Origin of the sequence: Pseudomonas sp. Gutcm_11s (genome assembly GCF_028649395.1) — a bacterium.
Taxonomy (GTDB): domain Bacteria; phylum Pseudomonadota; class Gammaproteobacteria; order Pseudomonadales; family Pseudomonadaceae; genus Aquipseudomonas.
Genome location: NZ_JAQSUW010000012.1, coordinates 164,014 through 188,326 on the forward strand (window position 1 = coordinate 164,014; position 24,313 = coordinate 188,326).

Here is a 24,313-nt window from a genome sequence, read left to right on the forward strand (position 1 = left end):
ATGCCCGCCACCGATTTCATCGTTGCCACTACCGCCGAAGAGGCCGTCGAGCGGCTCGCCGAGCTGCATCGCCAGGCCGCCGGCGCTCTCAGCCTGGCGCTCAAGCGCTACCTCAAGGAGCGCGCCCTGCCGGGGCAGGCCGAGCGCGCGCTGTTCCGCTACCCGGAGCTGCGCCTGACCTACCACTGCCAGGGCGAGGTGCCGAGCAGCGTGCGCGCCTATGCCAAGGTCCAGGTGCCGGGCACCTACCGCGCCACCGTGACCCAGCCGGAGGCCTTCCGCGGCTATCTGCTGGACCAGCTGCGGCCGCTGATGGAGGACTTCTCGGTCACCGTCGAAGTGGGCTTCAGCCAGCAGAACATCCCCTATCCCTATGTGGTCGACCAGGGCGACGAGCTGTCCGGCTCCGGGGTGACCGCTGCCCAGCTGGCGCGGGTGTTCCCCAGTACCGACCTGTCCGCCGCCACCGACTCGGTGGCCGACGGCCTGTACGGCTGGGGCGATGACAGCGACCTGCCGTTGGCGCTGTTCGATGCGGCGCGTACCGACTTCTCGCTCAAGCGCATCCAGCACTACACCGGCAGCGACTGGCGCCACGTGCAGCCGTGGATCCTGCTGACCAACTACCACCGCTACGTTGATCAGTTCATCCGCCACGGCCTGGAGCAGCTGCGCAGCGACGCGCGCTTCGTGCGCATGGTGCTGCCGGGCAACGTGATCATCGAACGCGACGCCAGCGAGGAGGCCGCCCAGGCGGTGGCCGATGCGGTGGTCTGGCACCGTTACCAGATGCCGGCCTACCACCTGATCGCCAACGACGGCCATGGCATCACCCTGGTCAACATCGGTGTCGGCCCGTCCAACGCCAAGAACATCACCGACCACCTGGCCGTGCTGCGTCCGCACTGCTGGCTGATGATCGGCCACTGCGGCGGCCTGCGGCAGTCGCAGACCATCGGCGACTACGTGCTGGCCCACGCCTACATGCGTCGTGACGGCATCCTCGACCGCGTGCTGCCGCCGAACATCCCCATTCCGGCGCTGGCCGAGGTGCAGCAGGCGTTGCAGGAAGCGGCGGCGCAGGTCACCGGCGAGCGCGGCGAGACCCTGAAGAAACGCCTGCGTACCGGCACCGTACTGACCTACGACGACCGCAACTGGGAACTGCACTGGGCCCACGAGCGACCGCTGATCAACCTGTCGCGCGCCGTGGCGGTGGACATGGAGAGCGGCACCATCGCTGCCCAGGGGTACCGCCTGCGGGTGCCCTACGGCACGCTGCTGTGCGTGTCGGACAAGCCGCTGCACAGCGAGATCAAGCTGCCCGGCTCGGCCACCGGCTTCTACCAGCGCGCGGTCAGCCAGCACCTGGCCATCGGTATCACCGCTCTCGACCTGCTGCGCTGCCAGCTCGACTCGCTGCACTCGCGCAAGCTGCGCAGCTTCGACGAGCCGCCGTTCCGCTGAGTTCGTCGACTCACGCACAGCGCGTCATCCTCGTAACGCGCCGCGTGTGAGCTTGGGTTAGGCTGCGCGGCTCTCGTCCACGACAAGGAGTGTCGCGCATGGATCAGGCGCAGATCCTGCTGAATGGCCTGTGGGAGCCATTCAGTTTCCTTCCCCTGTTCGGCTACGCCAGCCTCGGTCTGCTGCTCGGCGGCGTTGCCGGCCTGTTGCTGGTGCTGCAGTTGCAACGCCGCGGCTGGCTGGCTCGCCAGCGGCGCTGGCACCACTGGCTGCTCAAGCTGTACTTCCTTCTGCTGCCCCTCGGCGGCGCCTTTCTCGGCGTGCAGGGCGGTCTGCTGTATGGCGGCCAGCAGCAGGTGAACAAGCACCTGGATACCTACGCACCGCTGTTGCAGGTGGTGGCGGATGGTGTGTGGCAGGGCTTCTCGGGCTACCTGCAGGAGCAGGACCAGCAGGCGCTGCTCGACGAGCTGCAGGCCAGCAGCGTGCAGCAGCTGCTCAACCACCTGGCCGCGCAGTACCTGCAGGAACAGTTGCTGGCGCGGCCCGCCGAGTTGGAAGACGCCTCCTGGACCGAGCGTATTTCGCTGAGCCTGCTCGACCACCTGCAGGTGGCGCTGCTCGGCGAGCTGGTGCGCGATACGGCGATCGAACAGGCCAACAAGTACACCGGGGTGGATCGCAAGGTGATGCTGCAGGTGCTGGACGCGCGGGTGGAGCAGCTGTTCCAGGCCGATTTCCTGGTCGGCCTGTTCAAGCGCCAGATCAGCCAGGTGCTCAAGCCCTTCTACCTGTCGCTGCTGGCGCTGGCGGTACTGCTGTTGGTGCTAGTGGGGCTGGAGCTGGGTGTGTCGCGCTGGCTGCGCCAGTGGCGCGCGCAGGCGTCAGCGCAAACGCAGGTGCAGCAGGGGGAAGGGCTTGTCGGCGCCGTCCAGCGGTGAGCGGCCGATCTGTTCGAAACCCTGGCTGAGGTAGAAGGCCGTCGCGCCGGGGTTCTGTTCGTTGACGTCGACCAGGCGCACGCCCTGTTGCTCGATGGCGTGCTGCAGCAGTGCCTTGCCGAAGCCACGCCCATGGGCGGCGGGATCGACGAAGAGCATTTCCAGGCGATCCTCGGCGGTGCCGGAGAAGCCCTGTACCCGACCCTCGGCATCACGCAGGCAGGTCAGGTGCACCAGATCGAAGTACTGCTCGCCGATCATGCGCCGGTAGAACTGGATGTCCTCCTCGCCGAGGAAGTGGTGGGTGGCGCGTACCGCCGCCTCCCACACGTCCAGCAGGCGCGGGCGGTCGGTACGATCGACCGCGCCCAGGTGCCATGGCGCGTTGCGCCGCCAATGGAACAGGTCACTCATTTGCTGGCGTCCAGCACCACGCGGTAACGCGCCTTGCCGGCACGCAGGTGGTCCAGCGCGGCATTCACCTGGCTCATGGGGAATTGCTCGACCTGCGGCAGGATCTGGTGGCGGGCACAGAACTCGAGCATGGTCGCCATGGTTTTCGGCGAACCTACCGGCGAGCCGGACAGGCTCTTCTGCTGCGGGATCAGGCTGAACACATGGGTGGGAATGGCGCTCGGCACGATACCGACGAAGTGCAGGCGGCCCTTGCCGCGCAGGGTGGCGAGCAGGGCATTCCAGTCGAGGTCGGCGCTGGCGGTGACCAGCAGGAAGTCGAGGGTGCCGGCAATCGCCTTCATCGCCGCGCTGTCGGTGGAGGCCACCACCTTGTGTGCGCCCAGGCGCTTGGCCTCGTCCTGCTTGCTCAGCGACGAGGTGAAGGCGGTGACCTCGCAGCCCCAGGCGTTGAGGAAGCCCAGCGCCAGGTGGCCGAGGCCGCCGATGCCGACCACACCGACGCGGTCGGTGGGCTTCACGTCGAATTCCAGCAGCGGGCTGAAGACGGTGGAGCCGGCGCAGAACAGCGGGCCGACCAGAGCCGGGTCGAGGCCTTCCGGCAGCGCCACCGCCCAGGCCCAGTGCGAGCGCAGGCGATCGGCGAAGCCACCGTGGCTGCCGACGATGGTCGGTTTCACAGTGCGGCAGAGGTTGTGCGAGCCTTCCATGCAGGAGCCGCAGTGCATGCAGCTGCCCTTGTACCAGCCGATGCCGACGCGCTGGCCGAGCTTGAGGCCGCGCACCTGATCACCGACACGGACCACGGTGCCGACCACTTCGTGGCCGGGGATGAAGGGGTAGCGGGCATTGCCCCATTCGTTGTCGATCATCGACTGGTCGGAGTGGCAGATACCGCAGTACTCCACCGCCACTTCGACCTCCTCGGCGCCCAGTGGGCCTGGGTCGTAGCTGTGGCGTTCGAGAGAGGCGCCCGGTGCGGTGGCGGCCCAGCCGGTGAAGGTGGCGAGTTCGTTGCTCATGGTGCATCCCCTGCGGTCGATTCGATGCGAGCAGCATAGCCGCAGCGCCTGCTTCTGCGTGCATCATCAGCGCCATTGATAGCGCTCGGTTAAACTGCCGCCTCCTTCGTCTGCGTGACCTGCCCATGCCGCGTCCTCCCCGCACCCCTGCGCCGCGCCGTAACAGCGCCGCTCCCGCCCCACGTCGGGTAGCCAAGGCGCCGCCTGCCGAGCCGCGGCTGATCATGCTGAACAAGCCGTTCGACGTGCTCACCCAGTTCAATGACGAGCAGGGCCGCGCCACCCTCAAGGACTTCGTCGCGGTGCCCGGTGTCTACCCGGCCGGGCGTCTGGACCGCGACAGCGAGGGCCTGTTGCTGCTGACCAATGACGGCCGCCTGCAGGCGCGCATCGCTGACCCCAAGCACAAGCTGGCCAAGACCTACTGGGTGCAGGTGGAGGGCGAGCCGAGCGAGGAACAGCTGCGCCAGCTGCGCGAGGGGGTGCAGCTCAACGATGGTCCGACCCTGCCGGCCGAGGCACGGCGCCTGGAAGAGCCACAGCTGTGGGAGCGCAACCCGCCGGTGCGTTTTCGCAAGAGCGTGCCGACCTCCTGGCTGGAGCTGGTGATCCGCGAGGGGCGCAATCGCCAGGTGCGGCGCATGACCGCCGCCGTGGGCCTGCCCACGCTCAGGCTGGTGCGTGTGCGTATCGGCCCCTGGGTGCTCAGTGATCTGGCGCCGGGACAATGGGTCGACCTGCCGGCGCGCCTGGACTGAACGGCGCCCGAGATATCCCCGATAGCTGTGGATGACTCTGTGGGTAGTCTGGGAGCCGATGGCTCCCGGCGAGCAATGGCGCTGCCTGGCGCCGGCTGGTCAGTAAATCGGCACTCAGCCGTGGATGCCGCGGCTGACTTCGATGATGTAGGTGATCAGCGGCTTGGCCAGGAAGGCGAACAGGCACAGGCCCAGGCCGAGGAACAGGATGGCGGTGCCGAGGCGGCCGGCCTTGGACTTCTTCGCCAGGTCCCAGATGATGAAGAACATGAACAGCATCAGGCCGCCGACCAGGACGTACATCATCAGGTTTTCGAACTGTTCGGTTTCCATGGCGACCTCGCGGGAATGACTGGGACTGCGGCGGGGCGGCGATTATACGCGCGCCCGCGCTGCTCGCAGTAGACGCCGGTCGGCCCTGCGACGTTCAGCCGCGCAGATGTTCCAGCGGCAGCTCGGTGCTGGACAGCACCTGGTTGAGCACGAAGCTGGAGCGCACGCTGGTCACGCCTTCGATGCGGGTCAGCTGGCCGAGGAGGAATTTCTGGTAGTGGTCCATGTCCGGTACCACCACCTTGAGCTGGTAGTCGGCGTCCATTCCGGTCACCAGGCTGCACTCCAGCACCTCCGGGCACTGGCGGATCACCGACTGGAAGTGCTCGAAGCGTTCCGGGGTGTGGCGGTCCATGCCGATCAGCACGAAGGCGGTCAGCGACAGGCCGAGCTTCTTGCGATCCAGCAATGCCACCTGGCGGGCGATGTAGCCGTCGTCCTCCAGCTGTTTGACCCGCCGCGAGCAAGGCGAGGGCGACAGGCCGATGCGTTCGGCCAGCTCCTGGTTGGAGATGCGCGCGTCGCGCTGCAATTCGGCAAGAATGCGCAGGTCGTAGCGATCAAGCTTGTTCATGGAAGTGTCTTTTTGTTAATTGATTGCTGTGCGAACTCTATCAAGAGTGAAAAATTGCGCAAGTTGTTTGCTGGTGAGCAATTTTAGCAATCCTGTGCCGGCGCTGCGCCGTTAAGCTTTCCCTCAGTTTCAAGGCCCGGACGTAGTTGTCCACCCGCGACGCCCAATCAGGTGCCGCGGCGCCGGCGGTCCCACCGGATCGTGCAGGCTCCCGGGTCCGCACTGCCCAACCAGGTAGGCGAGGAAAGAAGCGGTGACAAAATTGCACGCGACGGACAAGAAAAAGGGGAGGCCTTGAGCCTCCCCTTTTTCTTTGCGCCTGCGGCAAGATCGACCCATGCGCCTTTCCGCCGATCTCCGCCGTCGTGCCGGCCTGCTGCTTCTGGCCGCGGTGCTGTTGTTTGCCTGCTATAAGGCGCTGGACGCCGGGCGGCAAAGCGCGCCGCCAGTCAGCCGCGAGCAGCGGGTGGCGGCCGCCTACGCTGCTCTGCACGCCGCTGAGGGACGCGGCACGCTGGTGCTGCTCGGCGACTCGATCACCGCCGGCCGCCGCTGGAGTGCCGGCCCCGGCTGTCCGTTGCCGCTCAATCTCGGTGTGTCCGGTGCTACCAGCGGCGAGCTGCGCCAGCATCTGCAACTGGCCTCCCGCGCCGGCGCCGAACGGGCGCTGCTGATGATCGGCATCAACGACCTGCGCAACGCCGTGCCGCTGAGCGAGCTGGTGGCCAACTATCGGGCGATTCTTGCGAACCTGGCGGCGGCCGGTATCACCCCGATCCTGCAGTCGACCCTGCGGGTGACGCCGCTGCAAGTCGACCACCAGGCCATCAACCGGCAGGTGGACGAGCTGAACCAGCAGTTGCGCCAGTGGGCGCGCCAGCAGGGCTGGCGCTATCTGGATGTGCAGGCCGTGGTGACTCCGCGCGGCTACCTGGGCGATGGGCTGCACCTCAATGCCGAGGGCTATGGCGCCTGGCAGCACCTGATCGACCCGCTGCTGTGTGCCGGCTCAGAGCAGCCCGGACAGGCGCAGCAGCCACCAGGCCAGGACCAGCATCTGCACCAGCAGGCCGGCGAAGCGCAGCCAGACGAACAGCGCGCTGGTGCTGATCAGGTGCGCCAGTGACTGGAAGATGCGCGCGCCGAGCAGCACGCAGGCCAGCGGGTCGGTGATCGCGGTCTGCCCGGCCTGCAGGGCATAGAGCAGCACGGCGGCCTGCAGCGGCAGGTTCTCCAGGCTGTTGGCGTGGGCGCGGATCACGCGCTGGCCGAAGGCGCTCGGCGTGTTGCTGCCGTCCGGGGCGAAGGCATTGACCCGCATGCGCCCGCCCAGCACCAGCAATCCGCGCTGGTTGATGATCAGGAACAGCAACAGCAGGGTCCAGGCGACCAGCCCGAGCAGGGTGATGGCGGTGGGGGAAAGGTTCATGAAGGCTCCTTGTTGTCGTTATTGGGCGCCGTCAGTCTAGGTTGTTTAGAGTAATTGCTCTAGATGCGCTGCGCGCTTTTGTCGCGCTGTGCTCGCACGGTCATGGAAGAGCAGGGAAAGGCCCGTCGTTGTTGGTCTTGCGCGTGATTCTGTGGCTCGCCGGTCGGCCTGTGACCGGTTGCCGCAACCCATGGGCAGTGCCCCTCGTGGGTGGCAGTCTGCAGGTGCTAACTGCCCATTAGGAGAAAGTCGATGTTGCGTAAATTCGTGGTCGCTTCTGCCATCTGCCTGGCCAGCCTGCCGGTACTCGCCGCCGAGTGTGCGGTGGAAGTCCACTCCACCGACCAGATGACGTTCGAGACCAAGTCGATCGACGTCAGCAAGAGCTGCAAGAGCTTCACCGTCACCCTCAAGCACACCGGCACCATGCCCAAGACGGCCATGGGCCATAACTGGGTGCTGAGCAAGACCGCCGACGCACAGGCGGTGGCTACCGACGGCATCTCCGCCGGCCTGGACAACGACTACCTCAAGCCGGGTGACGAGCGGGTGATTGCCCACACCAAGGTCATCGGTGGTGGCGAGAGTGCGACGGTCAGCTTCGAGGTGGCCAAGCTGGAAGCCGGCACGCCCTACGAGTTCTTCTGCTCCTTCCCTGGCCATATCGGCCTGATGAAGGGCGAGCTCAAGCTGGTCGACTGATCTGCATCGGCCCGGCGTTCGCCGGGCCTTCTTTCACGCCGGTCGTGGGTCGGCGTGCACCAGCACTTCCGCACGGGGAAACTCGTTGCGGATCGCCCGCTCCACCGCCACGCACCGGTCATGCGCCTCGCGCAGCGACAGTTCGCCGGGCAGCTCCAGATGCAACTGCACGAACCAGCGGGTCCCCGAGATGCGCGTGCGCAGGTCGTGGGCGCCGAGCACCCCGGGCACGGCGCAGGCCAGCGCGTGCATGCGTTCGCTGACGTCGGGTGCGAGCTCCTCGTCCATCAGCACCGCCACCGCCTCGCGCACGATGCTCAGTGCGCTCCACAGGATGTAGGCGGCGATGCCCAGGCCGAACAGCGCGTCCAGTTGCTGCCAGCCATAGGCCGCCAGCACCAGGGCGAGCAGGATGCCGGCGTTGAGCAGCAGGTCGGAACGGTAGTGCAGCGAGTCGGCGCGAATTGCCGTGGAACCGGTGACGCGCACCACATGGCGCTGGAACAGCAGCAGGGCGACGGTCATCGCCAGCGATAGCAGCATCACCGCGATGCCCAGCGCCTGGGCGCCGAGTGGCTCGGGGTTGTGCAGGCGCTGCCAGGCCTGCACGGCGACCAGCACCGCGCTGGCACCGACGAACAGTGCCTGGGCCAGGCCGGCCAGGGCCTCGGCCTTGCCGTGGCCGTAGCGATGATCCTCGTCGGCCGGACGCAGGGCGTAGTGCACGGCGATCAGGTTGAGCAACGAGGCGGCGCCATCGAGCAGGGAGTCGGTGAGGCCGGCCAGCAGGCTGACCGAGCCGCTCAACCACCAGGCCACGGCCTTGGCGCTCGCCAGCAGCAGCGCGGTGGCCAGGGCTGCTGCCGTGGCCTGGCGCAGCAGACGGGCGTGGTGCGGAGCGATGGTCATGGGGATGTGTACGAGGGAGAGGGGCGCCGCACCCAAGTGGCGGGCGCCCTGGGCATCAGGCTGCCGGGCGCAGGCCGTAGGCGGCCAGTTGCTCGACGCTACCGCTGTGCTGGATCAGGCGTGGGTCGTCCAGCGGCAGGTCGCGGCCCAGCTCGCGGTAGAGGATGGCCTTGAGCTTGGCGTTGTCGACGCGGCCGTCTTCGCCGATGGCGTCGCGCAGTTTCTCGGGGGCGACCGAGTACTGATTGTTGGGCAGGTAGATGGCGCCGGTGGCGAAGTCGATGCCGAAGGCGATCAGGCCGGGGATCACGTAGAACAGGATGCCGATGGCATCCAGACCGACCACCACCGGGTCGACCTGGCCTTCGATCTGGCCACGGCGGTCGGGGAAGAACAGCGTGCCGCAGGCGGACAGTTGGGTCAGCAGGGTCGCGGCGAGAACGCCGCCAATAACGCGGGAATGCATGCGCATGGGCACCTCCTGGAAATGGTGCGGCACTATACCAAGGCCGTCATTGCAGTTGGATGCCCGGCACCGCGCTTCGGTTCGACCTGCTGCTGTTTCCGTTTCATTCGCGACCTCCTGCTGCGGACCACACAGCAACGCGTTTGGCGAGTGAGGCGGGAACAGGCCCTATAATCGCCGGCTGTTTCGGAGAGCCCATGAACCGCCTGCCCATCGACGATGTATTGCCCGCCCTGCGCACCGCCCTGGCCGAGCGCCACGAGGCCGTGCTGGAGGCGCCGCCCGGCGCCGGCAAGACCACCCGCGTGCCGCTGGCCCTGCTCGATGAGTCGTGGCTGGCCGGGCAGAGAATCCTCATGCTTGAGCCGCGGCGCCTGGCCGCGCGAGCCGCCGCCGAGCGCCTGGCCAGCGAGCTGGGCGAGAAGGTTGGCGAGACGGTCGGCTACCGCATCCGCCTGGACAGCAAGGTCGGGCCGAGTACCCGCATCGAGGTGGTCACCGAGGGCATCCTCGCCCGCCGCCTGCAGGACGACCCGGCGCTGGAAGGCGTGGGCCTGGTTATCTTCGACGAGTACCACGAAAGGTCTCTCGACGCCGACCTGGCCCTGGCGTTGACCCTCAACGGCCGCGAGCTGCTGCGTGACGAACCGCTCAAGGTGCTGCTGATGTCCGCCACGCTGGAGGGCGAGCGCCTTTCGGCACTGCTCGGTGAGGCGCCGGTGGTGTCCAGCCAGGGCCGCATGCACCCGGTGGAGATGCGCTGGGGCGCGCCCTGGCAGCCGGGCGAGCGCATCGAACAGCGGGTCACCCAGACCGTGCTGCAGGCGCTGGCCGACGAGAGCGGCAGCCTGCTGGTGTTCCTTCCTGGCCAGGCCGAGATCCGCCGGGTGCACGAGCAACTCGAGGAGAGCCTCGCTGGCCGCGTGGAGATCCTGCTCTGCCCGTTGCACGGCGAGCTGGAGCTTTCGGCCCAGCGCGCCGCCATCGAGCCGGCACCGGCCGGCAAGCGCAAGGTGGTGCTGGCCACCAACATCGCCGAGACCAGCCTGACCATCGACGGCGTGCGTGTGGTGGTGGATGCCGGCCTGGCGCGGGTGCCGCGCTTCGACCCGGCCAGCGGCATGACCCGCCTGGATACCCAGCGCATCTCCCGCGCCTCGGCCACCCAGCGCGCCGGCCGTGCCGGGCGCCTGGAGCCCGGTGTGTGCTATCGCCTGTGGTCGCAGACCCAGCACGAACAACTGGCCGCCTACGGTGCGGCGGAAATTCTCCAGGCTGATCTGGCGGGTCTTGCCTTGCAGCTGGCGCGCTGGGGCGTCGAGCCTGCCGAGCTGGCCTGGCTCGACCTGCCGCCTGCCGCCGCCTTCACCCAGGGCCGCGACCTGTTGCAGCGGCTCGGCGCGTTGGATGAACGCGGCGCGCTGAACCATCACGGCCAGGCCATGGCCGAGCTGCCGGCGCATCCGCGCATCGCCCACCTGCTGCTGCGTGGCCAGGCCCTCGGCCTCGGCGCGCTGGCGGCGGACCTGGCGGCACTGCTCGGCGAGCGCGACATCCTGCGCGGTGGCGGTGCTGACCTGCACAGCCGCATGAGTCTGCTGACTGGCGAGTCGCGCGCCGCCGGCGGTTCGCGTGGCGGCGTGCAGCGCGCGCGACAGCTGGCCCGCCAGTTCCGCGGCTATCTGCGTGGCAAGGCCGACGAGGCCGTGGCCGACCCCGAACATCCACGCTGGCTCGGCGCATTGCTGGCCTTCGCCTACCCGGATCGGGTCGCTCGCCAGCGCAAGGCCGCCGGTGGTGACTACCGCCTGGCCAACGGCCGCGCCGCGCAGTTCGGCGAGCCGGATGCGCTGATGAAGCACGAATGGCTGGTGATCGCCGATCTCGGCAGTCGCCAAGGCCAGCGCGAGGAGCGTATCTACCTGGCGGCTGACCTCGACCCGGCGCTGTTCGACTCGGTGCTGGCCGAGCAGGTGAGCGTGCGCGAGGAGCTGGAGTGGGACGAGCGCGAGGGCGTGCTGCGCGCCGAGCGCCAGCGTCGCGTCGGCGAGCTGGTGCTCAGCCGCGAGGCGCTGACCGGGCTGGACGAAGCCGCACGCGGTCGCGCGCTGCTCGGCCTGGTGCGACGCAAGGGCCTGGAGCTGCTGTCATGGACGCCCGAGCTGCGCCAGTGGCAGGCGCGGGTAGCACTGCTGCGCGGCCTCGACTTGGAGCAGAAGGGCGACAGCGAATGGCCGGACCTGAGCGATGCCGCGCTGCTGGCGACGCTGGAGGACTGGCTGCTGCCGTATCTGGGCAAGGTCAGCCGGCTCAGCCACTTCGCCAATCTCGACCTGCCGAGCATGCTCGCCGGCCAGTTGCCCTGGCCGCTGCCGCAGCGCCTGGATGAGCTGGCGCCGAAGCACCTGCAGGTGCCGTCTGGCTCGCGCATCGGCATCGATTACAGCGAGTCGCCGCCGGTGCTGGCGGTGCGTCTGCAGGAGTTGTTCGGTTTGGCGGCGACTCCGCGCATCGCCGGCGGCCGGCAGATCGTGCTGCTGCACCTGCTGTCGCCAGCGCGGCGCCCGGTGCAGGTGACCCAGGACCTGGCCAGCTTCTGGGCCAACACCTATATCGAGGTGAAGAAGGATCTCAAGGGGCGCTATCCCAAGCACTACTGGCCGGACGATCCGCTAGTGGCCGAGCCGACGGCGCGCGCCAAGCCGCGCGGCACCTAATCCAGTCGCAGGTCTTCGCCGCGGGTCTGCAGCTGCTCGTAGGCCTGATCCAGCTCGTCCAGAAGGCGCTGGCTGCCCTCGGCTTGGCGCGAGGCGATCAGGCGCAGCTGCATGCGTTGCAGCACGGTGTAGGGCAGTGGTGACAGGCCCAGCTCCCGCCGTACCTGTTCCACCGGTGCCTGGTAGTCGAGCAGGTAGTCGCCGCGCTTGCGCAGCAGCATGGCCAGTGCCGAGGCATGGGTGCTGGTGCGGTGGGTGCTGATCTGCAGCGCTGGGTCGGCCAGCAGGTCGTTGATCGACTTCCAGTAGCTGTAGCCGCTGATGACGATCACCCCGCGCTCGCGCAGGCCATCCGGAATGTCGGGTGGCGGGGTGTCCTGGCGGTGGTAGAGGGCCAGGGCGAACTCGCCGATGGCATGGCGGGCTTCGAACGTCTGGCCAGCCAGTTCTTCCTTGCCGCCGGCACCGGGCCATAGCTGCACGCTGCCGTCACGCAGGGCCGCATACAGGCGCGCATTGGGTAGTGAGCGGTATTCACCGCGATAGCCGGCGTGGCGTAGCAGGCGTTCGGTCAGGGTGAGGATGGAGCCGCGGGGCTTGCCGTCGCCGTCGGTCCAGGAGTAGGGCGGAAACTCGTAATAGCCGACGCTGACGGTCGGCTCGGCGGCCTGGGCGCCGGCACAGCACAGCCATGCCAGCAGGGCAGGAAGGAGGATTCTGCGCATTGTCTACCGCGCGGCTTGAGCCGTCTTGTTGTTCGTTCTGGGCCTGAGCATGGCGGCAGCCACGGCCTTTGTCCAGAGCCTGCAGGCGGCCTCCGGCAGCCGCTCCAAGGGGCTATGTAAAGCCTCGTGAACGAGGCTGAGCGCAGCGGCAGCATGCTGGGTTACCATGCCAGGCAGAATCGGGAGAGCCCATGAGTCGCCAGCCATTCGCCTTGCAGTCCGCGCGCGTTACGCCGCCCCGGCCGGTCCGCTGAGACCATGCTGCGCGCACTCGTTCTCCTGTTGTTCAGTGGCTGCGCCTGGGCCCAGCAGGTCGGCGAGCCGCTGCGTGTGGTCACCGATTACTGGCCACCGTTCCGCATGCAGGGCTCGGGCGGCAAGCTGGAAGGCCTGGACATCGATCTGCTGGATGAGCTGCAGCGGCGTACCGGCCTGCGTTTCGAGGTGCGCCTGCTGCCCTGGGCACGGGCGCTGGAGGAGATGCGCCTCGGCCAGGCGGATCTGATGACCGGCCTGGCGCGCACCGCCGAGCGCGAGCAGTTCATCGACTATCTGGAACCGGCCTACCACGCCTGCGCGCCACGCCTGTACGGCGCCCCGGAGCGGGCCGCCGCCATCCGTCAGTACGCCGAGCTGGATGGCCTGCGCATTGGCTACGTGCTGCGCTCGGCCTACTTCGAACCCTTCGACTCGGATACCAGCCTGATCAAGATCGGCGTGAAGAACGAAGAGCAGCTGCTGCAGATGCAGCTGCGCGGACGGGTCGAGTTGATGATCGGCACCGACTGCCAGGTGGACTTCCAGCTGCGCGACCCCGCGCTGGCCAGCCAGCTGACCAAGCTGGCCTATCAGCCTCCCGTGCAGACCCGCCTGTATGTCGGCCTGTCGCGGGCCAGCGCGCGCAAGGCGGAGCGCCAGGTCCTGGCGCGGGCCCTGCAGCAACTGCTGCAGGAAGGCAGGATGGCCTCGGTCGCGCGGCGCTATCGCTGAACCCTTCGGCCTCAGGGCTCCGCATCGCCAGCGTGCTCAGTGCTCGTGCGGGTCGACGTACAGCTCGTAGACCATCTCCATGTCCCAGTAGGCCGCCTCGATCTTGTGCCCATCGAGGTCGCGGACGAAGCAGCCATAGTAGGGCTCGCCATAGTGCGGCCGTGGCCCGGGCGGACCATCGGGGCTGGCTCCGGCTGCCAGCGCGGCATCGTAGAAGGCGTGCACCGCCTGCTTGTCCGGGGCGACGAAGCCGAAGTGGGTGCCGTTGCCGACATTGGCCGGCTGGCCGTCGATCGGCGTCTGTACCCAGAACTCCGGATACTCGCGGCCCCAGGCCACGGCGCCGGGGTGTTCGAGAATGCGCTTGCAACCGAGGGCGGTCAGCACCTGATCGTAGAAGGCCACGGCCTTGTCGAACTGGTTGGTGCCGATGGAAACGTGGGACAGGATGCTGGGGTTCTGCTCGGACATGGCCGTTCTTCCCTGGATGGTGGACGCCCCAAGCCTAGCAGCCGTCAGCGGGTTTTCCTGGCGCAGCGGTCAGCTGCTGTGGCTGTCCTCGGTCGGCTGCTGGCTGCACAGCATGAAGCAGCGGAACAGCACCACGCTGGAGAACAGCTGTAGGAAGCCGTTGACGATGTCCAGCAGCAGGCTGCCGACCATGTCCGTTTGCTCGCCGAGCAGTTGCAGGGTCCAGTCGTCCAGCAGCCACAGCGGCACTATCACCAGCAGCACGCAGGCCAGCAGCGACCAGAAGTGGCCGACGCTGAGCATGAAGCTCTCGCGCATGGCCTGCAGGGGCGAGGCGCCGCGCAGCACCAGGAAGTATTCGGCGAAGGCCAGCTTGACCATCACCCACAGCGCCAGCGGCAGGAACAGCGCGCCGCTGAGCATGATCAGCAGGGTGGTCAGCCCGGCCAGCACAGCGAAGGGCGGCCACATCTGCACGGCGGCCGCCAGCAGGTTGCGCGCGCTGGGGCGCTGGCCCTGGCTGCGGGCATCGAGATAGAGAATCAGCGCGGCGCTGTACAGCGGATAGAAGAACAGCCCGACCAGCAGCTCATAGGCCGGCACATGACCCGCATCGGCCAGCCCCGAGACCAGCGCGCGTACCAGGCATTCGACGGCGATCAGCGGCAGGCACAGCGGCGCAATGCTGACCAGGTGGCGGCTGAAGAAGTGGAAGGCATCACGCAGAACGGTCAACGGATTCATCGGCAGGCATCGCGGTAGTACTTCATGAAGTCACTTTAGCCGATGGCCGGGGGCGACGAACATGCTGGCCAATAGCGCATAATGCCGCTCCCTTTTTGCCAGGCGTCGCCGTGAAGAAGATCGCCCTGTTCGCCGATGTGCAGAACCTCTATTACACCGTGCGCCAGGCGCATGGCTGCCACTTCCACTACGCCGAGCTGTGGCGCCAGGTGGCGGCGCTGGGCGAGATCGTCGAGGCGCGCGCCTACGCCATCGACCGTGGCGACGCCAAGCAGCGCCAGTTCCAGCAGATCCTGCGCAACCTGGGCTTCGAGGTGATGCTCAAGCCCTATATCCAGCGCAGCGATGGCTCGGCCAAGGGCGACTGGGACGTGGGCATCACCTTGGATGTGATGGAGGCCGCCGAGCGTGTCGACGAGGTGGTGCTGGCCTCCGGTGATGGCGACTTCGACCTGCTGCTTGAGCGCGTGCGTGTCCGCCGTGGGGTGAGTTGCACCGTGTATGGGGTCGATGGGCTTACCGCCCATTCGCTGATTCGCGCCGCCGACCGCTTCGTGCCGGTCGAGGGCAACCTGTTGTTGAAGAGCTGAGGCAGACCGATGGCTGAACGTATCGCCGTGATCGACTTCGAGACCACCGGCATGTCGCCGGCCCAGGGCGCGCGCCCGACCGAGGTCGGCGTGGCCATGATCGAGGATGGGCGCATCGTCGCGCGCTACCAGAGCCTGATGAACGCTGGTGCCTGGGTATCGCCCTTCATCGAGCAGCTCACCGGCATCAGCAACGCCATGGTGCGCAGCGCGCCGCCGGTGGCGCAGGTGATGGCCGAGGCCGCCGAGTTCATCGGCGATGCGCCGCTGCTGGCGCACAACGCGGCGTTCGACGCGAAGTTCTGGGATGCCGAGTTGGGTCTGCTCGGCCGGCGCCGCGGTCGTGACTTCGCCTGTTCGCTGCTGCTGTCGCGGCGCCTGTTGCCGGAGGCGCCGAGCCACAGCCTGGGCAATCTCAACCGCTGGGTCGGGCTGCCCAGCACCGGCCAGGCCCACCGTGCGCTGGCCGATGCCGAGATGGCGGCCAACCTGACCCTGCACCTGCAGGCGCTGCTGTGGGAACGCCACGATATCCGCGCCGATCACGATTACCTGTGCGGCCTGCAGAAACTCTCGGCGGCCAAGGTGCGCGCGCTGCTGCGCGCCAGCGTCTAGCACGCCCAGGTGTTCGCAAACAAAAAGCCCCGGCGGTGCCGGGGCTTTTTTGCAGCTGCTGCGGATCAGTGGTGCTCGCGAGTAGCGCGGAATTTGATGTCCGGCCAGCGCTCTTCCATCAGGCTCAGGTTGACCCGGGTCGGCGCCAGGTAGGTCAGGTGGCCGCCGCCATCCACTGCAAGGTTCTCGAAGGCCTTGTCCTTGAACTCCTTGAGCTTCTTCTCGTCGCTGCACTCGATCCAGCGGGCCGACCAGACGGTGATCGCCTCGTAGGCGCACTCGACCTTGTATTCCTCCTTCAGGCGGCTGGCGACCACATCGAACTGCAGCACACCGACGGCGCCGAGGATGATGTCGTTGTTGCGCTCGGGGAAGAACACCTGGGTGGCGCCTTCCTCGGCCAGTTCCTGCAGGCCCTGGCGCAGCTGCTTGGACTTCAGCGGGTCCTTCAGGCGTACGCGGCGGAACAGTTCCGGGGCGAAGTGCGGGATACCGGTGAAGCCCAGCACTTCGCCTTCGGTGAAGGTATCGCCGATCTGGATGGTGCCGTGGTTGTGCAGGCCGATGATGTCGCCGGCGTAGGCCTCTTCCAGCTGCTCGCGCTCGCTGGAGAAGAAGGTCAGGGCATCGGCGATCTTCAGGTCCTTCTTGATGCGCACGTGGCGCATCTTCATGCCCTTCTCGTACTTGCCGGAGCAGATGCGCATGAAGGCGATGCGGTCGCGGTGTTTCGGGTCCATATTTGCCTGGATCTTGAACACGAAGCCGCTGAACTTCTCTTCCACGGGCTCGACTACGCGCTCGTGGGCGGCACGCGACAGCGGCTTGGGCGCCCAGTCGACGATGCAGTCGAGTACCTGGTCGACGCCGAAGTTGCCCAGCGCGGTGCCGAAGAACACCGGGGTCATCTCGCCCTTGAGGAAGGCGGCCTGGTCGAACTCGTGGCAGGCACCCTGGACCAGCTCCAGCTCGTCGATGAAGCGCTCGTAGAGGTCACCTAGGTGGGCGCGGGCTTCATCGGAGTCCAGCTTGTCGATCACCTTCTGCTCGGTGCGCTCATGGCCGTGGCCCGGCGTGTAGACGATGATCTTGTCCTGGGCCAGGTGGTAGACGCCCTTGAAGTCCTTGTAGCAGCCGATCGGCCAGGTGATGGGCGCGGCCTTGATCTTCAGTACCGCCTCGATCTCGTCGAGCAGCTCGATGGGGTCGCGGATATCGCGGTCCAGCTTGTTGATGAAGCTGACGATGGGCGTGTCGCGCAGGCGGCAGACTTCCATCAGGGCGATGGTGCGTGGCTCAACGCCCTTGCCGCCGTCGAGCACCATCAGGGCGCTGTCCACCGCGGTCAGGGTGCGGTAGGTGTCTTCCGAGAAGTCTTCGTGGCCGGGGGTGTCCAGCAAGTTGACCATGTGCGCCCGGTAGGGGAACTGCATCACCGAGGTGGTGATGGAGATACCGCGCTGCTTCTCCATCTCCATCCAGTCGGAAGTGGCGTGGCGGTCGGATTTACGCGACTTCACCGTACCGGCGACCTCGATCGCCTTGCCCATCAGCAGCAGCTTCTCGGTGATGGTGGTCTTACCGGCGTCGGGGTGGGAGATGATCGCAAACGTACGGCGTTTGGCGACTTCGGCGGCCTGGATGGTCATGTATGGGTGCCTGACTGGAATCGTTGGCGGGCACCGAGCATGGCCGGGCGCCCCGAAAAGCGCGGGATTATAACGGGAATCGCGACGCTTGGCCGACAAGGCGCCGCACGGTATTGCACCGGCGGCGCCGTTCGGGCCAGGGTTAGAAGGCGACGTTCAGGCCCAGGCGTACGCCGTGTTCATTGTTGCCATCGCCGAACTGGCCGGAGTAACCCAGCTGCAGGTTGGCCTGCGGTGCCAGCTGCAGGCCGAGGCCGAGCTGGGCCAGAGCGCCGTCTTCGGCCACCGGCACGCCCTTGACGGTGAAGCTGTCGTAACCGGCCAGGCTCAGGCGGCTGTCTTCGCTCGGTTCGTCGAAGGCATGCTGCCAGGCCAGGCTGGCGTGCAAGTTGAGCGGCAGGCCGGCGATATCCCCCAACGGCGTTGCCGCGCGCAGGCCGAGGCTGGCGTAATCGATGCTGTCGTCCTCGCTCTCGCCGCTCAGCGCGGTGTCTCCACCGTGTTCGGCGAAGCCGTCGCTGTCGACCTCGACATGGGCCAGTCCGGCGAAGGGCTCCAGGGTCAGCTCGCCGAGCTGCAGGGCATAGCCCAGCTCGCCGAAGACCTGGGTGGTGTCGGCGTCGTAGCCGGCCTTCACGGTTTCACGCAGGGTGCCGACCTGGACGTCGCGCTTGCTGTCCACCTCGTTCCAGGTACGGGCCACGCCCAGGCGCAGGCTCAGGGCATCCCACTGGCCGCCGAGGTAGGTGGTCAGGGTGGTGCTGTCGATATCCGCCGAGGACTCGCGGCGGCTCACGTCGAGGTCGCTGGTGCCGTACCCGGCGGCCACGCCCAGGCGCCAGGTCTGGTTCAGTGGCAGGTCGAGGCCGATCAGCGTGCCGCGGCTGTCGCGGTCCAGGCCGGCAACGTTGCTGTCGCCGTCCTTGTCGCTCCAGTTGCCATAGCTGCTGAGCCAGAAGGTCAGGCCGCTGTCGGCATCGCCGTGCAGCACATCGCCGGAAGCAAGGCCGGACTGGCCGCCACGCAGGCGCTCGGTGACCGCTTCGCGGACATGGCGACTGTCGTCGAACAGCGCGCCACGGGTGCTGGCGTGGATCTCGCCGGAGAGGCTGTCATAGGCGGCACGGGCCTGTTCGGCGCTCAGCACCTCGACGGAGTCATACAGGCTGCCACCACCGGCGGATTCCAGGGCATCGGCCACCGCGCGCTGGTTATAGGTCTCGGCCACCGAGACGTAGCTGATGTCGTTACGCGCCATGGTCAGGTCGACGCCGGTAGCCGAGTAGCTCAGCTCTGGCGTGAGGAACGCCAGGTTGCTGCTGACACTGCCGAAGGTGCCGTTGAGGCTGGCGGCCTGGACGATGCTGTAGCTGGTGCTGGGTGACCAGCTGCCGGCACCGGCAAGGATGTTCAGGGACGATCCGCCAAGGCTGACGTTGCCGGTGGAGATCAGGCGGTCGGAGGTGCCGTCGGGATTAGCCTCGATCTCCAGGGTCGAGCCGGAGGTGAAGGTGACGTCGCCGTCCACCGTCAGGGTGCCGATGGAGTTGCCAGGTGCCAGGCTGGCACCGCTGGCCAAGTCGACATTGCCGATGATGCGGCCGTGACCGCCGAGCAGGGCGCCGCTGGCTACGTCTACATCACTGGTCAGGCTGGCGCTGGAGCCGGCGTTACCGCCGACGACCAGGCTGCCGCCGTCGACACGGGTATCGCCACCGATGCTGGATATACCTCCGAGCACCAGCTTGCCCGCGCCGAGCTTGGTCAGGCTGCCGCTGCCGCTGATATCGCCGGCATATACCGAATCGTCAGTACGGTTGAACACCATTGCGGCGTTGTTCAGCACATCCCCGGTCAGGCTGCCGCTGGTGCCGCCATTGCCTATCTGCAAGGTGCCGGCGCTGAGCGTGGTCAGGCCGGTGTAGGTATTGCTGCCGGTGAAGGTCAGGAGGTTGTTGTCGACCTTGTTCAGCACCCCACTGCCGGAGATATCGAAGGCGTAGGTGTAGTCGGTGCTGCTGTCGTGGTTGAAGCTCAGGGCGCCGTTGTTGAGGATGTTGCCGGCAATGCTGCCGGAGAGGCTGCCGTTGCCGATCTGCAGGGTGCCGGCATTGATGGTGGTCAGGCCGGTATAGCCGTTCAGGCCAATCAGCGTCAGGGCGCCAGTGCCGTTCTTGGTCAGGCCACCGGTGCCATTGATAGCGCCACTGAAGGTGGTGCTGCTGTTATCGGCACCGACGCCTAGGTTGGCGCTGCCCAGCGCCACAGTGCCGCTGCCGGCTAGCGAGCCGATGTTCTGGTTAAAGTTGCCCAAGTCTAGCGTGGTACCGCTGCCGAGGGTGAAGGTACTGGTCGAGGCAAGGGCCCCTGTGCTGCCTGCCTTCAGTGTGCCAGCGTTGATTGCGGTGGCTCCCCCGTAGTTGCTGCTGCCGCTCAGTGTCAGGGTGCCAGTGCCGTTCTTGGTCAGCCCGCCTGTGCCAGTGAGCGTGCCGGAGAAGGTGGTGCTGGCATTGCTGCCTCCAGCACTTAGTGTGGCGCTGCCGAGTTGCACCGTACCGCTGCCGGCCAGCGAGCCGATGCTCTGGTTGAAACTGTTCAGGTCAAGGGTGGTGGTGCTGGCCAGGGTGAAGTCGCTGGCCGAAGCCAGGGCTCCCGCGCTGCCGGCTCTCAGCGTGCCGGCACTGATCGTAGTAGCGCCGCTGTAGTTGCTGCTCCCGCTGAGCGTCAGGGTGCCGCTGCCATTCTTGGTCAGCCCGCCCGTGCCGGTGATGCCACCGCTGAAGGTGGTGCTGCTGTTGTCGCCGCCAGCACTGAGCGTGCCGCTGCCCAGAGTCACCGTGCCGGCACCGGCCAGAGAGCCAATCGTTTGGTTGGAGTCATTCAGGTCGAGGGTGGCGCCGCTGCTGACGGTGAAGGCGCTGGCGGAAAAGAAGGCCCCCGCCCCGGCGGCTTGCAAGGTGCCGGCGCTGACCAGCGTGGTACCGCTGAAGCTGCTGGCACCGGCAGTCAGGCTCCAGGTGCCGCTGCCGGTCTTCTCCAGCGCGCTGAAACCCTGGTACTGGCTACCCAGGTCTGCGGCGTCGAAGCTGGCGTTGGTGTTGCCGCCCAGGTTAAGCACGTTGTCTGTGCCGGTAGCGACCACATTGCCGCTGATGATGCTGCCAGCGAGCAGTTCCAGGCGATTGTTGTTGCCGATCAGCTGGATGGCATCGCCGCCAGCCAGGCTCATGTAACCACCCGATCCACCGCTGATGGCGCCGGCATTGCTGATGGTGTTGCCATCGCCCTGCAGGAAGATGCCGTGGCCGCCACTACCGCCTGCACCCGTGCTGGCGCTGCCGCCCCCACCATTGCCGCCGCTGATGGTGGCGCTAGCGTTGTTGGTTATCTGCGAACCGTTGCTGCCCGTCAGGGTAATGCCGTTACCGCCACCGCCACCACTGCCGTAGACGCCGTTGGGGACGGCGCCATTGCCGCCATTGCCACCGCTGATGGTGCCGTTGTTGGTGATGGTCGAGGCCCCGCTGTCGATGATGCCGCTGGCGCCGCCGCCACCACCGCCGCCACCGGCTTGCCCGGTGATATTGGCGAAGCCACCTGCGCCGCCACCGCCGGTGGCTCCACCGCTGGTGCTACCCAGTCGGCCGCCCTGGCCGCCGCCTGCGCCGTCGCTGCCGTTGGTGCCATCGGCGAAGGCGCTGCCGACGCCACCGTTACCCCCGGTGCCCCCGTTGCCGGAGCCCATGCCAGCACTGCCGCCGGCTCCGCCAATGTCGTTGCTGCCATCGGCGCCGTTGCCACCGGCGATGGTGGCGTTGTTGGTGTGGGTGATTGCTGCGACTGCTGGCGTGCTAAGGCAGAGGGACAGCAGCGTGCCGCACAACAGTCGTTTTGTTGGCGACGCAGAGCTTGAGGCGCCGCCCCGCGATGTCTTTGTGGTTTCGCCAACTACCTGGAGCTGACCCAGGCTGCGGTTGAATACGGTGCGATAGATGCGGTTCATGCGATTGCTCCCCAGGCGCTCTGCGGCGCTCTTTTCCCTAGATTGGCAAATGGAGCAGTGTGCGGTGGGGAGGGTAGGCTGTCTGTCCCTCAATCGAGGGACAAGCTGAGGGTGGGAAACATTGTGGAATGGCGGTACGTAAAGGCCCAATCTTCGCCTGGGTTAAGCATCTGGCGACTTGTCTGCCTCCAGAATTAGCGACAAGCTAGTCCACACCGGGGCGCACTGTGTGCTGCCGCACAAGGAGGGCGCGCAATGATCGGTGTGGTGCTGGTGGAGGACGATCCGCTGTTCCGTGAGACGGTGCGCGATGCGCTGGCGCAGGTCAGTGACATCGCTCTGACCGCCGAAGCCGTGACCCTGTCTGCGGGGCTGGAGTTGCTCTCGGGACCTGCAGCGCAGGTGCTGTTGGTGGACCTGGGGCTGCCGGATGGTTCCGGCATCAACATGATCCGCGCCGCCCGCCAGGCCTGGCCGGATTGCGCGATCATGGTCGCTACGCTTTTCGGCGACGAGGAGCGGGTGTTCGCCTCGCTGGAGGCCGGTGCCAGCGGCTATCTGCTCAAGGACGCGCTGGCCAGTGGCATCGTCGACGATATTCGCAATCTGCATGCCGGTGGCAGCCCGATCAGCCCATTGATCGCGCGGCGCCTACTGCGCCATTTTCAGCCCCCCGCGACACTCCGGTCCGTGCCGGATATCGAGCTGTCGGTACGGGAACGGCAGGTGCTGGAATTGATTACCCGCGGCTACTCGGTGGCCGAGATCGCCGAACACCTGCAGGTGTCGCCCTGGACGGTGCAGACCTATGTGCGGCGGGTGTACGAGAAACTCGGCGTGCGCTCCAAGGCGGCGGCGGTGAGTGCGGCCCACCGTTTGGGCCTGTTGGACGCGGGCGATTCTGCATGAGGCCCTGGCTGCTCGGTCTGTGGTTGCTGGCCTGCGCCTCCACGGCAGTGGCCGAGGCCGAGCACCGCACCCAGGTGGAGTTCCTCGCCTTGGCGCCCGTCGCCGGTGGCTTCAACGAACCACCGGCCCGGCAGGGCATGCCGCCGGGTACCTGGCAGTCGGTGAACCTGCCGCATGTCGCCTCCCTCCGTGAGCTGGGCTTTGGTGCCGAGCAGGTGAGCACCCGCTTCTACCGTCTGCCGGTGCCGGCCTCCGCGCAGCCATTGTTCCTCTATCTGCCGCGCTGGCAGACCGTCGGCCAACTGGCCATCTACGGCGATGGCCGACTGCTCTGGCGCTCCGCTGGTGACAAGGTGTGGAACGGTTTCAATGTGCCGCTGTGGCTGGCGCTCGATGGTCTGGATGGCCAGCCGCGACCACAGCAGCTGCTGCTGCGCATGGACAGCGCGGCCGGCCTGGGCGCCGGCCTCTCCAGCCTGTGGCTGGGCAGCGAGGATGAGTTGCTGGCGGACTACCGCGTGCGTCTGCTCGCTCAGGTGCTGCTGCCGGCGGCCATCGGCATGGCGGTGCTGGCGCTGGGGTTGTTCGCCCTCGGCGTATGGAGCCAGCGCCGCCACGAGCCTATCTATGGGTTGTTCTTCGCGGCGGCCGTACTCTACTGCCTGCGCATCCTGCATTACCTGGGGCCGCTGGATACCCGCCTGATTGCCGCCGACTGGTTTGGCTGGATCACCATCAACTCGATTGGCTGGATGGTGGCGATCAACCAACTGTTTACCCTGCGCCTGTGTGAGAAACGCATGCGCTGGCTGGAGCGGGGCCTACTGGGCTTCATGGGGGCCTCGACCCTTCTGACGTTGCCGCTCTGGCAGTCGGCTGAACACCTCGCCGCGCTGGCCGCAGTCTGCTATCTGGGCGGCGGCATCATGTTCCTGATCTCGGTGCCGCTGGTGATCCTTGCCGCCCATCGCAGCACCTCGCGTCTGGCCCGCTGGCTGGCCTGGGGCAACCTGCTGGCGCTGGGCGTGGGTACGCACGACTGGTTGCTGCAGAACTACCACATGAGCCTGGATGCCCTGTATCTGGTGCCTTACTGGCAGATCACCTTCTGCTTGCTGTTCTGCCTGGTGTTGGGCCAGCGCTACCTGGCCAGCATCCACGGCCTGGAGCGTAGCCACGAGGTACTCGCCCGGCGCCTGGCCGAGCGTGAGGCGGAGCTGCAGGAGAGCCATCGCCAGTTGCGTGAGGTGGAGCGTCGCGAGGTGCTGGCCGGTGAGCGACAGCGGCTGATGCAGGACATGCACGATGGTCTCGGCTCGTCGCTGACCGGTGCCCTGCGCCTGGCCGAGGGAGCCAGTGGGGCGGCTGATCTCGAGCATGTGCTGCGCGAGTGCATGGATGAGTTGAAGCTGACCATCGACTCCCTGGAACCCATGGAGGCCGATCTGACGCTGTTGCTGGCCACCCTGCGTTACCGCCTGCAGGCACGGCTCGATGCAGGTGGGATCCGCTTGCGCTGGCAGGTCGGCGAGTTGCCTGAACTGGCATGGCTGACCCCGGGCAATGTCCTGCACGTGTTGCGCATCCTGCAGGAGGTCGTGACCAACATCCTCAAGCATGCGGACGCCAGGGAGGTTGCCCTCAGCACACGGGTCGAGGCGGAGGGCGTCCTGATCCAAATTGTCGATGATGGCTGTGGCTTCGTACCCGGCGAGACGAGTACTGGTCGCGGTCGCGGGATCGGCAACATCCGCAGTCGTGCCCAGGCTCTCGGCGGGTCGGTGCAGTGGGCTGTGGAAGGCCTGGATCAGGGCAGTCGTTTCAGTCTGTGGTTACCGCGTAGCCGGGTAGCCTCTGGCGGTATTCAGGCGATGATCTAGTCGCG

The 24,313-nt window shown here is 67.1% G+C and carries 23 protein-coding genes; 11 read left to right on the forward strand and 12 right to left on the reverse strand.

All coding sequences use genetic code 11. The annotated features are described in order from the left end of the window. Positions 1-1,467, forward strand: coding sequence for an AMP nucleosidase (gene amn / locus PTT45_RS09715; RefSeq protein ID WP_273813017.1), 1,467 nt, complete (start codon positions 1-3; stop codon positions 1,465-1,467). Positions 1,468-1,565: 98 nt separating this feature from the next. Next, positions 1,566-2,408, forward strand: coding sequence for a hypothetical protein (locus PTT45_RS09720; protein WP_273812985.1), 843 nt, complete (start codon positions 1,566-1,568; stop codon positions 2,406-2,408). On the opposite strand, the gene PTT45_RS09725 is transcribed toward PTT45_RS09720, so the two are convergent. Both PTT45_RS09725 and ahr read right to left on the reverse strand, forming a co-directional pair. After that, positions 2,352-2,822: a GNAT family N-acetyltransferase gene (locus tag PTT45_RS09725; RefSeq protein WP_273812986.1), complete on the reverse strand. Its 471-nt coding sequence runs from the start codon at positions 2,820-2,822 to the stop codon at positions 2,352-2,354. The genes PTT45_RS09720 and PTT45_RS09725 overlap by 57 nt on opposite strands. Then, complete coding sequence (gene ahr, locus PTT45_RS09730; protein WP_273812987.1) at positions 2,819-3,844, reverse strand: NADPH-dependent aldehyde reductase Ahr; 1,026 nt, start codon at positions 3,842-3,844, stop codon at positions 2,819-2,821. The genes PTT45_RS09725 and ahr overlap by 4 nt, the downstream gene beginning before the upstream one ends. Before the next feature lie 224 nt (positions 3,845-4,068). On the opposite strand from ahr, the gene PTT45_RS09735 reads away from it, so the two are divergent. After that, entirely contained in the window at positions 4,069-4,602 is a 534-nt protein-coding gene (locus PTT45_RS09735) for a pseudouridine synthase (protein ID WP_273813018.1), read from the forward strand. 114 nt (positions 4,603-4,716) lie between these two features. On the opposite strand, the gene PTT45_RS09740 is transcribed toward PTT45_RS09735, so the two are convergent. Next, the gene (locus PTT45_RS09740; protein ID WP_273812988.1) at positions 4,717-4,935 is read right to left on the reverse strand and encodes a DUF2788 domain-containing protein; all 219 of its coding nucleotides are present in this window, start codon (positions 4,933-4,935) and stop codon (positions 4,717-4,719) included. Positions 4,936-5,029: 94 nt separating this feature from the next. Continuing rightward, positions 5,030-5,509 (reverse strand): Lrp/AsnC family transcriptional regulator, encoded by a 480-nt coding sequence (locus PTT45_RS09745; protein WP_043308345.1) that lies wholly within the window; start codon positions 5,507-5,509, stop codon positions 5,030-5,032. Between the two features lie 337 nt (positions 5,510-5,846). On the opposite strand from PTT45_RS09745, the gene PTT45_RS09750 reads away from it, so the two are divergent. Beyond that, positions 5,847-6,635, forward strand: a complete 789-nt coding sequence (locus PTT45_RS09750) for a GDSL-type esterase/lipase family protein (protein ID WP_273812990.1) — start codon at positions 5,847-5,849, stop codon at positions 6,633-6,635. Here the strand turns inward: PTT45_RS09750 and PTT45_RS09755 are convergent. Further along, positions 6,519-6,938: an MAPEG family protein gene (locus tag PTT45_RS09755; protein ID WP_273812992.1), complete on the reverse strand. Its 420-nt coding sequence runs from the start codon at positions 6,936-6,938 to the stop codon at positions 6,519-6,521. The genes PTT45_RS09750 and PTT45_RS09755 overlap by 117 nt on opposite strands. Before the next feature lie 252 nt (positions 6,939-7,190). Here PTT45_RS09755 and azu point away from each other — a divergent pair, with 252 nt between their 5' ends. Next, entirely contained in the window at positions 7,191-7,640 is a 450-nt protein-coding gene (gene azu, locus PTT45_RS09760; protein ID WP_273812993.1) for an azurin, read from the forward strand. A gap of 33 nt (positions 7,641-7,673) precedes the next feature. On the opposite strand, the gene PTT45_RS09765 is transcribed toward azu, so the two are convergent. Both PTT45_RS09765 and PTT45_RS09770 read right to left on the reverse strand, forming a co-directional pair. Next, positions 7,674-8,549, reverse strand: a complete 876-nt coding sequence (locus PTT45_RS09765; protein ID WP_273812994.1) for a cation diffusion facilitator family transporter — start codon at positions 8,547-8,549, stop codon at positions 7,674-7,676. A 55-nt stretch (positions 8,550-8,604) separates the two neighbouring features. Continuing rightward, positions 8,605-9,021, reverse strand: coding sequence for a polyribonucleotide nucleotidyltransferase (locus PTT45_RS09770; RefSeq protein ID WP_273812995.1), 417 nt, complete (start codon positions 9,019-9,021; stop codon positions 8,605-8,607). A 191-nt stretch (positions 9,022-9,212) separates the two neighbouring features. On the opposite strand from PTT45_RS09770, the gene hrpB reads away from it, so the two are divergent. Continuing rightward, positions 9,213-11,732, forward strand: coding sequence for an ATP-dependent helicase HrpB (gene hrpB / locus PTT45_RS09775; protein ID WP_273812996.1), 2,520 nt, complete (start codon positions 9,213-9,215; stop codon positions 11,730-11,732). Here hrpB and PTT45_RS09780 read toward each other — a convergent pair. After that, a complete protein-coding gene (locus PTT45_RS09780; RefSeq protein WP_273812998.1) occupies positions 11,729-12,457 on the reverse strand; it encodes a transporter substrate-binding domain-containing protein in 729 nt (242 codons plus the stop codon). The two genes, hrpB and PTT45_RS09780, sit on opposite strands and share 4 nt — an antisense overlap. 258 nt (positions 12,458-12,715) lie before the next feature. Here PTT45_RS09780 and PTT45_RS09785 point away from each other — a divergent pair, with 258 nt between their 5' ends. Further along, on the forward strand, positions 12,716-13,447 hold the full coding sequence (locus PTT45_RS09785) for a substrate-binding periplasmic protein (RefSeq protein ID WP_273812999.1): 732 nt from the start codon (positions 12,716-12,718) through the stop codon (positions 13,445-13,447). 36 nt (positions 13,448-13,483) lie between these two features. Here PTT45_RS09785 and PTT45_RS09790 read toward each other — a convergent pair whose 3' ends face one another. Then, positions 13,484-13,918 carry a VOC family protein gene (locus tag PTT45_RS09790; protein WP_273813000.1) on the reverse strand — a complete coding sequence of 145 codons (435 nt, stop codon included), beginning with the start codon at positions 13,916-13,918 and terminating at the stop codon, positions 13,484-13,486. A 69-nt stretch (positions 13,919-13,987) separates the two neighbouring features. Beyond that, on the reverse strand, positions 13,988-14,662 hold the full coding sequence (locus tag PTT45_RS09795; protein WP_273813002.1) for a hypothetical protein: 675 nt from the start codon (positions 14,660-14,662) through the stop codon (positions 13,988-13,990). Between the two features lie 110 nt (positions 14,663-14,772). On the opposite strand from PTT45_RS09795, the gene PTT45_RS09800 reads away from it, so the two are divergent. Next, positions 14,773-15,252, forward strand: coding sequence for an NYN domain-containing protein (locus PTT45_RS09800; protein WP_273813003.1), 480 nt, complete (start codon positions 14,773-14,775; stop codon positions 15,250-15,252). A 9-nt stretch (positions 15,253-15,261) separates the two neighbouring features. Continuing rightward, entirely contained in the window at positions 15,262-15,867 is a 606-nt protein-coding gene (locus PTT45_RS09805) for a 3'-5' exonuclease (RefSeq protein WP_273813004.1), read from the forward strand. Positions 15,868-15,932: 65 nt separating this feature from the next. Here PTT45_RS09805 and PTT45_RS09810 read toward each other — a convergent pair whose 3' ends face one another. Then, positions 15,933-17,516 (reverse strand): peptide chain release factor 3, encoded by a 1,584-nt coding sequence (locus PTT45_RS09810; RefSeq protein ID WP_273813005.1) that lies wholly within the window; start codon positions 17,514-17,516, stop codon positions 15,933-15,935. A gap of 142 nt (positions 17,517-17,658) precedes the next feature. Next, complete coding sequence (locus PTT45_RS09815; RefSeq protein WP_273813006.1) at positions 17,659-21,519, reverse strand: autotransporter domain-containing protein; 3,861 nt, start codon at positions 21,517-21,519, stop codon at positions 17,659-17,661. A gap of 255 nt (positions 21,520-21,774) precedes the next feature. On the opposite strand from PTT45_RS09815, the gene PTT45_RS09820 reads away from it, so the two are divergent. Next, complete coding sequence (locus PTT45_RS09820) at positions 21,775-22,428, forward strand: LuxR C-terminal-related transcriptional regulator (RefSeq protein ID WP_273813007.1); 654 nt, start codon at positions 21,775-21,777, stop codon at positions 22,426-22,428. After that, a complete protein-coding gene (locus PTT45_RS09825; RefSeq protein ID WP_273813008.1) occupies positions 22,425-24,308 on the forward strand; it encodes a sensor histidine kinase in 1,884 nt (627 codons plus the stop codon). Before PTT45_RS09820 ends, PTT45_RS09825 begins: the two co-directional genes overlap by 4 nt. The last annotated feature ends 5 nt before the right edge of the window (positions 24,309-24,313 follow it).